The following is a 12,286-nucleotide window of genomic DNA, read 5'->3' as shown; positions in this document are numbered from 1 at the left end:
GTCCATGTGCGATGAGGTGACGACGATGAATGCTGTGGTGCTGGAACATGTGCCGGTGGACGAATTGCCCCAGGCGTGGCGCGACAAGCTCGGGCCGGCACTGGCCGCTGCCAGCGGCGCGCGGGTCACCGTCCGGATTGAGCAGGAGCAGATGATCGAGTCGTCCGACCCCTTCGTCACCGACGATCCAGCCTTCGGCATCTGGCGTGACCACGACGACGTGGCCGATGTTGAGGCCTATGTGCGACGCAGCCGTGCCCCGCGTTTCAATCGCGACGGTTCGCGCAATGAGCCCTTCAAAGGCGCCAGGCCGTGGTGCTGCCGCTGGGCGAGGCCATCACACGCCGCGCCACGGAATTGATGGAGGCCATGACGCTGAGCCACGGCCTGCAGATGGGCGATGCCCTGATCGCTGCGACGGCGCTCGAGCATCAGGTGCCGGTGCTGACAGGTAACGTCAAGCATTTCGCCGCCATCCCTTCGCTGCTGTTGGAGGGATTCGTCGTCTGACCGGCTTGTCTAGCCAGCCTGCCCCGATCCGCGGCCCTGGCCGCAGACGCTGCAGCCGGATTGGCGGCCGACGCGGATCTCGCTCCATTCCATCCGCCGCGCGTCCAGCATCTGCAGCCGGCCGGCCAGCGAGGTGCCGATGCCGGCCAGCAGCTTCAGCGCCTCGGCCGCCTGCAGGCTGCCGATGATGCCCACCAGCGGCGCGAACACGCCCATGGTGGCGCAGCGCACTTCCTCGGGCGGTGATTCGGGCGGAAAAACGCAGGCATAACAGGGCGCCTCGGGCCGGCGGGTGTCCACCACCGTCAGCTGCCCGTCGAAGCCGATGGCCGCGCCGGCCACCAGCGGCTTGGCGTGGGTCACGCAGGCCGCATTCACCGCCTGCCGGGTCGCGAAGTTGTCGCTGCAGTCCAGCACCACGTCGGCTTCGGCCACCAGCGCCGACAGCTGCGCCGGGCCGGCGCGCTGCAGCAGCGGCCGCACCTGCACCTCGGGGTTGATGCGGGCCATCGCCTCGGCAGCCGAAGCCGCCTTGGGCATGCCCAAGCGGGCCATGTCGTGCACGATCTGCCGCTGCAGGTTGGTCAGGTCCACGGTGTCATCGTCCACCACCGTGATGCGGCCCACGCCCGCGGTGGCCAGGTACAGCAGCACCGGCGAGCCCAGCCCGCCCGCGCCCACCACCAGCGCATGGGCCTGCAGCAGCCGCTGCTGGCCTTCGATGCCGATGTCGTCCAACAGGATGTGCCGAGAGTAGCGCAGCAGCTGGTCGTCGTTCATGGCGGCAGCATAGCGGCGGACAACAAAAAGCCCGCCAGGGGCGGGCTCGTGGCCGGGCAGGCGCCGTGGTCAGTTGTTGGTCGTCTCGGCCGCTTCGGCCTTGCGTTCGACCACGCTCTTGCTCACGACGACCGACTTGCCCTTGAGCTGGTTCAGCGCCTGCTCCAGCGGGAAGTCTTCCGGCGAGCCGAACTCGGGCAGCGGCTTCGGGCCGTCCTTACTCTTCGCCAGCTGTTCTTCCAGCTTCTTGCGGGCTTCCTCGCGGGCCTTTTCGCGGGCTTCGTCCTTCTTTTCGTCGGTGCCGGTCAGGTGCTTGTCGAGGTCGGCCTCGCGCATGCGCAGCGCGGCGAACACGTTGCCTTCGGCGGTTTCGTCCAGCCACACGTCGGGCACGATGCCGCGCGCCTGGATCGACTTGCCGCTGGGCGTGTAGTAGCGCGCGGTGGTGATCTTCAGCGCGGTGTCGGCCGTCAGCGGGCGCACGGTCTGCACCGAGCCCTTGCCGAAGGTCTGTGCGCCCATCACGGTGGCGCGCTTGTGGTCTTGCAGCGCACCCGCCACGATCTCGCTGGCCGAGGCCGAGCCTTCGTTCACCAGCACCACCAGCGGCACCTTCTTGACCGCATCGGGGATGCGGCGCAGCGGGTCGGTGCCGCCCCGGCGCATGTAGTAGTCGGGCGAGGCCTTGAAGGTGGCCTTGGACTCGGGCAGCTGGCCGTTGGTGCTCACCACCACCGCGTCATTGGGCAGGAAAGCGGCGGACACCGCGATCGCGCCTTCCAGCAGGCCGCCGGGGTCGTTGCGCAGGTCCAGCACCAGACCCTTGAGGTTGGGGTCCTGCTTGTACAGGTCTTCCAGCTTCTTGGCGAAGTCTTCGACGGTGCGGTCCTGGAACTGGCTGACGCGCAGCCAGGCGTAACCCGGCTCCACCATCTTGGCGCGCACGCTCTGCACGCGGATCTCTTCGCGGGTGATGCTGACCGGGAAGGTGCGTCCCTCGGACTTGCGGAACACCGTCAACACCACCTTGGTGCTGGGTTCGCCGCGCATCTTCTTGACCGCCTGGTCCATCGTCAGGCCCTTGACGGCCGTGTCGTCGATCTTGGTGACCAGGTCGCCAGCCTTCAGCCCGGCGCGGAAGGCGGGCGAGCCTTCGATCGGCGAGACCACCTTGACCAGGCCGTCTTCCATGCCGATCTCGATGCCCACGCCGACGAAACGACCGCTGGTGCCTTCGCGGAATTCCTTGAACGACTTCTTGTCGAAGTACTGGCTGTGCGGGTCCAGGCCCGACACCATGCCCGAGATGGCGTTGCCGATGAGCTTCTTCTCATCGACCGGCTCGACGTAATCGCTCTTGACCATGCCGAACACGGCAGCCAGCTGCTGCAGTTCCTCGAGCGGCAGTGGCGTGTTGCGGGCAAAAGCCTGCAACTGCATCGTGGTCAGTGCGCCGGCGACAGCGCCGACGGCCACCAGACCAGCAACTTTGAGTTTCGACCCCATGAACGGCACCCCGCGGCAAGCAAAAAATACCCGGTTTCAGTATACGGCTGGCCCCTCCGGGCAATTGCGTGAACTAGGGCAAAGTTGCCCTCTCACTGCGGGCATTGGATGCCGTGGAAGCAGCCGAGTTCGGTGCGGGAGTGCGTTCGAATGTGACGATGTGGTCGACCTGCGCCCGGATGCCGATCCACTCGCCCACGGCATGGTCGTGGTGGCTGGGCACATGGGCCAGCACCTGCTCGCCGGTGGGCAGGCGCAGCGTGTACAGGAATTCGGAGCCGCGGAAGGCCTTGCGCTCGATGCAGGCGCGGGTAGGCGCCACGTCGTCGTGCACGATGTCGTCGGCCCGCAGCAGCACGTCGCACTCGCCACCCGGGTAGGCGTCGGGCAGCAGGCAGCCGGCCACGTCGGTCAGGTCGCCCAGCGGCGTGCGCACGAAGGGCCCGCGCGGCGCGGCCATGATGCGGCCGGGCACGAACACGCCGTGGCCGATGAAGTCGGCCACGAAACGGGTGGCCGGGCGGTGGTACAGCGTGTAGGCGTCGTCCCACTGCTCCAGCTTGCCGCCCTGCATCACGCCGATGGCGTCGCCCAGCGCAAAGGCCTCCATCTGGTCGTGGGTGACGAACAGCGCCGTGGTGCGGGTGCGCTGCAGGATGGCGCGCACGTCCTGCGCCAGCCGGCCGCGCAGGTCGACGTCGAGGCTGGAGAAAGGCTCGTCCAGCAGCAGCAGCCGCGGGTGCGGCGCCAGCGCGCGGGCCAGCGCAATGCGCTGCTGCTGCCCGCCCGACAGCTGGTGCGGCGCCCGTTCGGCCACGTGCGACAGGCCCACCAGTTCCAGCATCTCGGCCACGCGGGCCTCGCGCTCGGCGCGCGGGAGGTGGCGGATGCCGAAGGCCACGTTCCGGGCAATCGTCAGGTGCGGAAACAGCGCGTAGTCCTGGAACACCATGCCGATGCGCCGGTGCTCGGGCGCCACGTGGCGGCCATCGCCGGACAGCAGCTCGCCGTCCATCACGATGCGGCCGCCGGCCAGCGGCTCCAGGCCCGCCACCGCGCGCAGCGCGGAGGTTTTGCCGCAGCCCGAAGGCCCGATCAGCACGCCGATCTGACCGGGCCGCAGGCCCATCGACACCTTGTCCACCGCCGGGCGCTGCGCCGTGCCGCCGGGGTAGCGCACGCTGATCTGGTCGAGTTGCAGGAACATGCACCTATGATATCGGCTTCATGAGAATGACAAGCGTTCGCAATGGCGTGAGCCATGGCGCGGGTTGGAAGAGGATGGATTCGTGATGCGTCGTGGGCTTGCGCTGCTGTGCGCGTTGCTGGCACTGCCGGTGCTGGGCGTGCTGGGCTCCTGGCTGGCCTTCGATGCGGGCGCGATGGAGATCCTGCGCCACCAGGCGCAGACGGTGCTGCCCGGTTATGCCGGCCAGTCGCTGGTGCTGGCCGTCAGCGTGGGCGTGGGCGTGGCCGTGGTGGGCGCCGCCACTGCGGCGGCCATCTGCCTGTTCGAGTTTCCCGGCCGGCGCTTCTTCGAGTGGGCGCTGCTGCTGCCGCTGGCCATGCCGGCCTACGTGCTGGCCTACGCCTACACCGATTTCCTGCAATACAGCGGCCCGCTACAGGTGGCCATCCGCGAGGCCACCGGCGCCGAGGGCGCGTTGTGGCCCGACGTGCGCAGCCTGTGGGGCGCGGTGATCCTGTTCGTGCTGTGCCTGTACCCCTACGTCTACCTGCTGGTGCGCACCGCGCTGGGCGAGCGCGGCGTGCACATGATGGAAGCGGCCCGGCTGCTGGGCGCCGGCCTGCGGCGCCGGGTGGTGGAGGTGGCCATTCCGTTGGCGCGCCCGGCCATCGCGGCGGGTGTGGCGCTGGCGGTGATGGAGGTGCTGGCCGATTTCGGCGTGGGCTCGTACTTCGGCCTCACCACCTTGTCCACCGGCATCTACAAGGCCTGGCTGGTGATGTTCGACCGCATCGCCGCGGCGCAGCTGGCGTCGGTGCTGCTGCTGCTGGTGGGGCTGCTGCTGTGGTTCGAGCGGCGCGCGCAGCGCAAGCTGCGTTTTGCCGCTTCGCGCAGCGGTGCGGTGCACGGCGCCGATGCACGGCCGGTGCAACTGCACGGCCACCGCGCCGCGCTGGCGCTGGCGGTGTGCGCCACGCCGGTGCTGCTGGGCTTCGTGGTGCCGGTGGCGGTGCTGCTGCGGCTGCTGTGGCGCGAGGCCACCACTTCCGAATTCGGCCTGCCGCTGGAGCGCTTCGCGCAATGGAGCCTCACCAGCTTCAAGCTGGCGGCCATCGCCGCCTTGTGCGCCGCCGCGCTGGCGCTGGCGCTGGGCTTCGTGCTGCGCCTGCATGCGGCGCGCTCGGCCCGCGGCCGGCGCGACGGCCTGGCGCTGGGCGCGCGGGTGGTGTCGCTGGGCTATGCGATGCCGGGTGCGGTGGTGGCGGTGGGCATCCTGCTGCCGGTGGGCTGGGCGCAGGCGCAGTGGCCGCAGTCGGGCATCGGGGCTCTCTTCACCGGCACGATCATGGGCCTGATCTACGCCTACCTGGTGCGCTTCTCGGCCGTGGCGCTGCAGTCGGTGGAGGCGGGTTACGCGCGGCTGCCGGCCAGCATCGACGACAGCGCGCGCATGCTGGGCGCCGGCCGCGCGCGGCTGTTCGCCGAGCTGCACCTGCCGCTGCTCAAGCGCTCGGCGCTGGCGGCGGCGCTGCTGGTGTTCGTGGATGTGATGAAGGAGCTGCCGGCCACGCTGGTGCTGCGCCCCTTCAACAGCGACACGCTGGCCGTGGTGGCCTACAACTTCGCGCGCGACGAGCGGCTGGCCGAGGCCGCGCTGCCGTCACTGGCCATCGTGCTGGTGGGCTTGGTGCCCGTGGTGATGCTGTCGCATGCGCTGCGGCGCAAAGCCTGACCTACAGCATTGAGCCACTCGCCCGCCGCGAGCGCAACGCGCTTGGGGGCTGGCATCAATGCAGCAGTTCGTTCAGCGGAACGGGCTGCGTCGGCGGGTCGCCGGGATTGCCGTGCAGGCGCACCTGGTTGCGGCCGGCGCGCTTGGCGTCGTAGCAGGCGGCATCGGCGGCGGCCATCACCGCGCTCAGGTCGGGCAGGTCGCTGCTCAGCTTGACGATGCCGAAGCTGGCTCCCACCTGCAGCGCCTGGTCGTGCCAGGGCAGGCGGATGTCCTCGATGGCGGTGCGCATCTGCTCGGCGATCTGCAGCGCGTCGCTGCGGTTGCAGGCGGTCAGCAGCACCGCGAATTCGTCGCCGCCCAGCCGCGCCACGGTGTCGGTGCTGCGCACCTGGGCCTGCAGCCGGCGGGCCACCTCCACCAGCATGCGGTCGCCGGTGGCATGGCCGGCGGTGTCGTTCACCGCCTTGAAGTGGTCCAGGTCGATGAAGAGGGCGCAGCAGGCGTCGGCCTCGGGGCGGGCCAGCCGTTCGTTCAGCCGGCGCTCGAATTCGCGGCGGTTCACCAGCTCGGTCAGCGCATCGTGGGTGGACAGCCAGGACAGCGCCTCGCGCTGGCTGCGCGCATGGCTCACGTCCTCCACCGTCCACACGGTGCTGGCCTTGGGGTCGTGCCAGTTCACCGGGGCGCCGAACAGCCGGCCCCAGAACTGGCTGCCGTCGCGGCGCACCATGCGCACTTCCTCGTCGAAGGGCCGGCCAGCGCGGAAGCAGGCGTTGATGCGGTGGGCCAGCGAGGCGGCATCGGCCACCGAAGGCGACAGCACGGTGCTGGGCTGGCCCTGCAGCTCCTGCGCGCTGTAGCCCAGCATGCGCTCCAGCGCACCGTTGACCAGCACCAGCCGGCGCTCCTGCGAAAAGGCGATGCCCAGCGGCGCATGGTCCATCAGGGCGGTGAGCTTGGACAGCAGCTCGCGGTTGGCCGCCGCGGCGGCCGAGCGTTCGCGCAGCGTCTCGTGCAGCGCGCGTGAGAGCTGGCCGATCTCGCCGAGCGCCCGTGGCCAGCCTTCGTCGTCGGGCGTGACGCCATCGCGCATGCGGTGGGCGCGCTGCTCCAGCTGGCGCAGCGGCCGCAGCATGAAGTGCGTGACCAGCAGCAGCACCAGCCCGCCGGCCAGGGCCACCAGGGTGCCGATGACCAGCGCCCGGCGGCCGCCGGCACGCAGCACGGACAGCACGCTGTCCACCGGGGCGCTGCGCATCACCATCCAGTCGGCGTCGGGCACGCCGGCCATCGAGATGATGCGGTTGCCCGCGTGCAGGCTGAAGCCCGCGGGCTCCACCGGCCGGCCCATGGCCTGCCAGTGCGCGATGCCTTCGGCCAGCAGCGGGTCGGTCTGGGCGTCGCGCATCAGCCAGCGGGCGTCGTCATGGGCCAGCAGCCGGCCCTGGGCGTCGGTGATGACCACCCGGCCCTCGTCGTCGCCGTCGCTGGCGGTCACCTCGGACATCAGCGCGTTGGACAGCAGCTTGACCGTGCCCCCCATGACGCCGACCACCTGGCCCTTGTGGTCGCGCACCGGCATGGTCAGCACCACGATGGGCCGGTCGTTGAGCCGGTTCTGCAGCGGCTCCGACACCACCGGCCGGCCCTGCTGGATCGTCTGGCGGAAGTAGGGCCGGTCGCTCAGGTTCAGCGGCGGCGAGGTGCTGCCCTTGTCGTCGCGCAGCGCCACCACCCGGCCTTCGCGGTCCAGCACCATCAGCATGTCGAGCGCGCTGCCCAGCACCTTCTGGCCTTCCAGCCATTGGCGGATGGCGGCGTGGTTGTCGATCTGATCCACCGGCATGGTGTCGCTGGCGGCGCGCAGCGTGAGCTGCAGGCTCACCACCCGCGCGCCCATGATGCGTGCCAGCTTGCGCGTCTGCGCCAGCGAAAGGTCCAGCGCCACCTGCTCGGCCCGCGCGGCCACTTCGTTGAGCACCAGGCCCACCGTCACCGCCACGCTGAGCGCGATCAGCAGCACGCCGGTGATGGACAGGCGCAGCTTGACCGAACCGAAGCGACGGAGGAAAGCGTTCAGCAGGCGCACGGGAATGGGTTGGTGCAGGTCGGGCTCACAGGGCCGGGGCGACGCAGACGGCCTCGGCCTGCGGCACATGGGCCACGAACCAGCGCGCCGCATCCTCGGCCGGCATCGGCCGGGCGTAGAAGTAGCCCTGGCCCTTGTCGCACTGCAGCGCCTGCAGGATGGCCGACTGGCCGGTGGTCTCGATGCCCTCGGCCACGGTGCGCATGCCCAGGCTGCGGGCCACCTTCAGCGTGGCCTCGATCAGCACACGGTGATGGGCGCTCGATTCCGACTGGCTGACGAAGCTGCGGTCGATCTTGACCACGTCCACCGGCAGCTGGTGCAGGCTGGCCAGTGACGAGTAGCCGGTGCCGAAGTCGTCGAGCGCCAGGCTCAGGCCCAGCGCCTTCAGCTCGTGCAGCCGGGCCTGGATGCGGTCGTCCTGCGCGGCCAGGCTTTCGGTCACTTCCAGCTGCAGCTGGGCCGGCGGCAGGCCGCTGTCGCGCAGCGCGGTGGCCACCTGGGCGGCGATGTCGCCTTCGAACAGCTGCGCGCGCGAGAGGTTGACCGACAGCAGCAGCGGTGCCTGGGCGCCCAGCTCGGCGGCCCAGCGCACGAACTGGCGGCAGGCTTCGCTGAGCACGAATTCGCCCAGGCGGCCGATCAGGCCCGTCTCCTCGGCGATCTCGATGAACTCGATCGGCGGCACGATGCCGCGTTCGGGGTGGCGCCAGCGCACCAGCGCCTCGGCGCCCACGGCACGGCCGTTGCGCAGGTCGACGATGGGCTGGTAGACGACGAACAGCTGACCGTCGGTAATGGCGCGGCGCAGCTCGCCTTCGATGCTGCCGCGGCGCCAGGCCTGTTCCTTCATCAGCGGCTCGAACACGCAGTAGCGGGCGCCGTGCGCGCGCTTGGCCTCGCGCATCGCCAGGCTGGCGTCCTGCAGCACCGAGTGGGCGGTGGCCCCGCGTTCGGGCGCCACCACCACGCCCATGCTCACCGTCAGGTGCACCGGCCGCTCGCCGATGGCGTAGGGCTTGCACAGCACCTCGGTCAGCCGCTGGGCCACGGTGCGCGCGTCGTCGCCCGCGCGCAGGCCGTCCAGCAACACCACGAATTCGTCGCCGCCCAGGCGCGCGGCGGTCTGCGTCGGGCCGCTGGCGCGGGCCACCGAGTCGCCCTGGCGCACCGTGCCGTTGATGCGGGCGGCCATCACGCGCAGCAGCTCGTCGCCGGCCGAGGTGCCCAGCGTGAGGTTGATGCGTTCGAAGCGGTCGCAGTTGATGAACAGCACCGCGAACTGCCGCGTCGCGTCGTCGGCGCTGCGGGCCAGTGCGGCCTCGATGCGTTCCAGCGCGGCGGTGCGGTTGGGCAGGGAGGTCAGGCTGTCGATGCGGTTGGCGTCGCGCAGCTGCTTGGCCAGCCGCTGCTGCTCCTGTAGCACCATCAGCGAGACGTCGGTCAGGCTGGCCATCAGCGTGGTGGCATCCAGCCGCAGCAGGCGCAACGACAGGGTCTGCGATGGGTTGCCGGCGGTGGCGGGCAGAACCAGGCGCAGGGCCTCGCAGACGATGGCGCCCGGCGGCTGGGCGGCCATCGCCTCGCGGCCGCCGACGCGCAGCTGCGGCGCCACGGCCTGCAGCACGTCGAACAGGTTGCTCAGGTTGCCCTCCGGCGCCAGCGGCATCAGCAGCTGCGCGGCCATCGGGTTGATCATCGTGATCTCGCCGTCCAGCGTGGTCTGCACCAGGCCGATGGGCACCTGGTACAGGAACTGGATCAGCGACTCGTAGGCGGTCGGGGCGACGTCGGACATGCGGCCTGCCTTCGGCATCCGTGACTCAGGCCGGGCGCGGCACGGCAGCGCCGCGCAGGCTGGTATCCCAACGCACCACGCGGTTGCGCCCGCTGTGCTTGGCGGCGTACATCGCGGCATCGGCCCGCTTGACCAGCGTGTCCACGTCGTCGATGCCGGGCTCCATCGTGGCCACGCCGGCGCTGATGGTGTAGCGGATCAAACTGCCTTCCACCTCCACCGCGCGGCTGGCGATCTCGCGGCACACGCGCCGTGCCAGGCCCTCGGCGGCGTCCAGGTTGGCGCCGGGCAGCAGCACCACGAACTCCTCCCCCCCCAGCCGGGCCACCACGTCCACCTCGCGGAACGCGGCCTTCAGGCCGGCGGCCAGGTGACGCAGCACCGCGTCGCCGGCGGCATGGCCGTGGGCGTCGTTGATGCGCTTGAAGTGGTCGGCATCGACCAGCACCAGCGACAGCGAGCGCGGCGCGCGCAGCCAGTGCTGCACCTCGTTCTCGGCGGCGTCGAAGAAGGCGCGGCGGTTGGCCACGCCGGTGAGGTGGTCGCTCATCACCGAACGGCGCAGCGCTTCGGTCGACTCGCGCTGGTCCGACACGTCGCGGATGATCAGCGTGAAGCCCTGGTCGGCCGCTGCCTGCGTGTCGGGCGCATGCAGCGGCGCCAGCAGGCAGCTGCCCCAGTAGCGGCTGCCGTCGGCATGCTGGCGCCAGCCTTCGTCCAGGCTCCAGCCGCTGCGGCTGGCATCGGCCAGCCGGTCGGCCAGGCGCTCGGGGCTCATGGTGCCTTCGGGGTAGAAGAGGGCGCAGCTCTGGTTCACCACGCTGGCCCGGCCGTGGCCGGTCACGCGCTTGACGCTGGGGTTCCAGCTCTGCACGCGCCCCTGGGCATCCAGCGTCATCAGCGTGTAGTCGGTCAGGCCGGTGGCCAGCGTGTGGATCCAGGCATGGTTCTGGCGCAGCGCCTGTTCGCGCTGCACCTGCTGGGTCACGTCGCTCAGCATCGCCATCAGCCGCTCGTCGTCCAGCTTCAGCAGCGTGAGCGAGAGCATGCGGGGCGCATCGCGGCTGCCGGCCAGGCCGCGCACGGGCAGCTGCATGGCGTCACACACCACGCCGTCGCGCGCGGTGAAGTTGGCCACCTGGTGCGCCAGGTCAGGCACCAGGTCGGCCAGTGCGGTAAAGAGGTTGGACAGGTCGCCCCGTGGCGACAGCGGGATCAGCAGCTGGGCGCACAGCGGGTTGATCATCAGGATCTCACCGTCAGGCCGCAGCTGCACCAGCCCGATGGGCGCCATGTACAGGAACTGCGTCAGCGCCTCGAACTCTTCTTCCAGTCCGGGGTGGGCGAGTTGCATGTTCAGCCGCGGTTGACCAGCACGTAGCGCAGCGCATCGCCGGGCGCGGCCAGCAGTCGCAGCTTCACCTTCACGGGCCGCATGCGCAGCGTCAGCACGTAGTCGATGGTCTCGTCCAGCGGCACGGCCTGGGCGGCGGCATCCTCGAAGCGCTGGGCCACGAGGAAGTTGTTCATGCAGGGCGCCACCACGGTGAACAGGGCATGGCCCAGCACCCGTTGCGGCGAAAGACCGGCGGCGCGCGATTCGAAGAGGTTGTAGCGGCGGACGAAGCCTTCGGCATCGAAGCCGATGACGCCGAAGTCCAGCGTGTCCAGCTCCGTGTCGGCGGCCTGGTGGAGCTGGGGCAGCAGGGCCGCGTCGGCGAAGGAAGCGGCAAGGGCGGAGGACGTCATGGGTACTGCGGGGTACGGCCGGGGCCAACACGGTGGTGATCGGCCGCCCGCCGGGCAACTTGAGGCGAACGGCCTGGGCACAGGGCTTGCCGATCCGCGGCTCCGGCCACCGTGCCACCTTGCCGATCACGCCATGCCCGCTCGCAAGACCGCTTCCGCCCAGGCGCCCTGGAACCGCCGCAACCCGAAGGACGGCAGCGGCCAGTCCGCCAAGCACCTGAGCCCGCAGCAGAAGGCCGCCGCCAAGCGCGCGGCCAAGAAGGCCGGCCGGCCCTATCCGAACCTGGTGGACAACATGCATGCGGCCGAGGCGGCGAAGAAGGCGCCTGCCAAGAAGGCCGCCGCAAAAAAGACGGCGGCCAAGAAGAGTGCTGCCAAGAAGAGCGCTGCCAAGCAGGCGCCGGCGAAGAAGGCTGCCACCACCAAGCCGGCGGCCAAGAAGGTCGCCACCAAGAAGGTGGCCGCCAAGAAGTCAGCCGCCAGGAAGACGGCAGCCAGGAAAGCACCGGCCAAGAAAGCCGCTGCCAAGAAGGCGCCCGCCAGCAAGGCCGCCACCCGCGACCCGGCGGGTGGGCTCACCGCCGCCGGCCGCGCCGAGTACGCCCGCACCGAGGGCGCTCACCTGAAGCCGGGCGTCAAGAAGAAGGTGAGCGAGATGACGCCTGAAGAGATGAAGCGCAAGGGCAGCTGGGCGGTGCGCTTCTATGGCCGCGACCCGCTGCCGCCGCTGGTGGACCGCCAGGGCCGACCCACGCGGTTGGCGTTGTCGGCGCATGCCTGGGGCGAGAAGGTGCCCACCACCGAAGCCCAGGCCCGGCGCATCGCCGAGGCGGGCCGCCGGCTGCTGGCGCGCTACCAGCGTCTCAAGTCGGCCGGCTGAAGCCTCGGCGCGCCGATTGCCCCGGCCATCGGCCGCAGCAGCGGCAACGG

11 protein-coding genes are annotated in these 12,286 nt (G+C 70.5%); 4 read left to right on the top strand and 7 right to left on the bottom strand.

Annotated elements, in window-relative coordinates; genetic code table 11:
* Nucleotides 1–25 precede the first annotated feature (25 nt).
* Both MW290_RS05750 and MW290_RS05745 read left to right on the top strand, forming a co-directional pair.
* A complete protein-coding gene (locus tag MW290_RS05750) occupies nt 26–361 on the top strand; it encodes a hypothetical protein (protein ID WP_250196305.1) in 336 nt (111 codons plus the stop codon).
* Nucleotides 361–510: a PIN domain-containing protein gene (locus MW290_RS05745; RefSeq protein WP_250196599.1), complete on the top strand. Its 150-nt coding sequence runs from the start codon at nt 361–363 to the stop codon at nt 508–510. Before MW290_RS05750 ends, MW290_RS05745 begins: the two co-directional genes overlap by 1 nt.
* Before the next feature lie 9 nt (nt 511–519).
* Here the strand turns inward: MW290_RS05745 and MW290_RS05740 are convergent, their stop codons facing one another.
* The 3 genes from MW290_RS05740 to MW290_RS05730 form a co-directional block, all read right to left on the bottom strand.
* Complete coding sequence (locus MW290_RS05740; RefSeq protein ID WP_250196304.1) at nt 520–1,290, bottom strand: HesA/MoeB/ThiF family protein; 771 nt, start codon at nt 1,288–1,290, stop codon at nt 520–522.
* A gap of 69 nt (nt 1,291–1,359) precedes the next feature.
* Nucleotides 1,360–2,796, bottom strand: coding sequence for a S41 family peptidase (locus MW290_RS05735; RefSeq protein ID WP_250196303.1), 1,437 nt, complete (start codon nt 2,794–2,796; stop codon nt 1,360–1,362).
* A 73-nt stretch (nt 2,797–2,869) separates the two neighbouring features.
* Nucleotides 2,870–4,003, bottom strand: a complete 1,134-nt coding sequence (locus MW290_RS05730; protein ID WP_250196302.1) for an ABC transporter ATP-binding protein — start codon at nt 4,001–4,003, stop codon at nt 2,870–2,872.
* Between the two features lie 85 nt (nt 4,004–4,088).
* Between MW290_RS05730 and MW290_RS05725 the strand changes: the two genes are divergently transcribed.
* Nucleotides 4,089–5,717, top strand: a complete 1,629-nt coding sequence (locus MW290_RS05725; RefSeq protein ID WP_250196301.1) for an ABC transporter permease — start codon at nt 4,089–4,091, stop codon at nt 5,715–5,717.
* A 55-nt stretch (nt 5,718–5,772) separates the two neighbouring features.
* Here the strand turns inward: MW290_RS05725 and MW290_RS05720 are convergent, their stop codons facing one another.
* Genes MW290_RS05720 through MW290_RS05705 form a run of 4 tightly spaced genes read right to left on the bottom strand, consistent with a single transcriptional unit; the run spans nt 5,773 to nt 11,356 of the window.
* Nucleotides 5,773–7,809, bottom strand: a complete 2,037-nt coding sequence (locus MW290_RS05720; RefSeq protein ID WP_250196300.1) for a sensor domain-containing diguanylate cyclase — start codon at nt 7,807–7,809, stop codon at nt 5,773–5,775.
* A gap of 25 nt (nt 7,810–7,834) precedes the next feature.
* Entirely contained in the window at nt 7,835–9,607 is a 1,773-nt protein-coding gene (locus MW290_RS05715; protein ID WP_250196299.1) for a putative bifunctional diguanylate cyclase/phosphodiesterase, read from the bottom strand.
* A 25-nt stretch (nt 9,608–9,632) separates the two neighbouring features.
* Nucleotides 9,633–10,961: a sensor domain-containing diguanylate cyclase gene (locus MW290_RS05710; RefSeq protein WP_250196298.1), complete on the bottom strand. Its 1,329-nt coding sequence runs from the start codon at nt 10,959–10,961 to the stop codon at nt 9,633–9,635.
* 2 nt (nt 10,962–10,963) lie between these two features.
* Nucleotides 10,964–11,356: a PAS domain-containing protein gene (locus tag MW290_RS05705; protein ID WP_250196297.1), complete on the bottom strand. Its 393-nt coding sequence runs from the start codon at nt 11,354–11,356 to the stop codon at nt 10,964–10,966.
* Between the two features lie 133 nt (nt 11,357–11,489).
* Between MW290_RS05705 and MW290_RS05700 the strand changes: the two genes are divergently transcribed.
* A complete protein-coding gene (locus MW290_RS05700; RefSeq protein WP_250196296.1) occupies nt 11,490–12,236 on the top strand; it encodes a DUF6321 domain-containing protein in 747 nt (248 codons plus the stop codon).
* Nucleotides 12,237–12,286 lie beyond the last annotated feature (50 nt).

This window comes from Aquincola tertiaricarbonis (assembly GCF_023573145.1).
GTDB classification, from domain to species: Bacteria; Pseudomonadota; Gammaproteobacteria; order Burkholderiales; family Burkholderiaceae_C; genus Aquincola; species Aquincola tertiaricarbonis_B.
The sequence above is the reverse complement of the archived record's forward strand: the minus strand, read 5'-3'. Positions and strand labels throughout refer to the sequence as shown.

Coding starts and splice junctions, on each gene's coding strand:
- MW290_RS05730 (WP_250196302.1), bottom strand. CDS start 4,003: ATGTTCCTGCAACTCGACCAGATCAGCGTGCGCTACCCCGGCGGCACG.
- MW290_RS05745 (WP_250196599.1), top strand. CDS start 361: ATGGAGGCCATGACGCTGAGCCACGGCCTGCAGATGGGCGATGCCCTG.
- MW290_RS05710 (WP_250196298.1), bottom strand. CDS start 10,961: ATGCAACTCGCCCACCCCGGACTGGAAGAAGAGTTCGAGGCGCTGACG.
- MW290_RS05700 (WP_250196296.1), top strand. CDS start 11,490: ATGCCCGCTCGCAAGACCGCTTCCGCCCAGGCGCCCTGGAACCGCCGC.
- MW290_RS05705 (WP_250196297.1), bottom strand. CDS start 11,356: ATGACGTCCTCCGCCCTTGCCGCTTCCTTCGCCGACGCGGCCCTGCTG.
- MW290_RS05725 (WP_250196301.1), top strand. CDS start 4,089: ATGCGTCGTGGGCTTGCGCTGCTGTGCGCGTTGCTGGCACTGCCGGTG.
- MW290_RS05735 (WP_250196303.1), bottom strand. CDS start 2,796: ATGGGGTCGAAACTCAAAGTTGCTGGTCTGGTGGCCGTCGGCGCTGTC.
- MW290_RS05740 (WP_250196304.1), bottom strand. CDS start 1,290: ATGAACGACGACCAGCTGCTGCGCTACTCTCGGCACATCCTGTTGGAC.
- MW290_RS05715 (WP_250196299.1), bottom strand. CDS start 9,607: ATGTCCGACGTCGCCCCGACCGCCTACGAGTCGCTGATCCAGTTCCTG.
- MW290_RS05750 (WP_250196305.1), top strand. CDS start 26: ATGAATGCTGTGGTGCTGGAACATGTGCCGGTGGACGAATTGCCCCAG.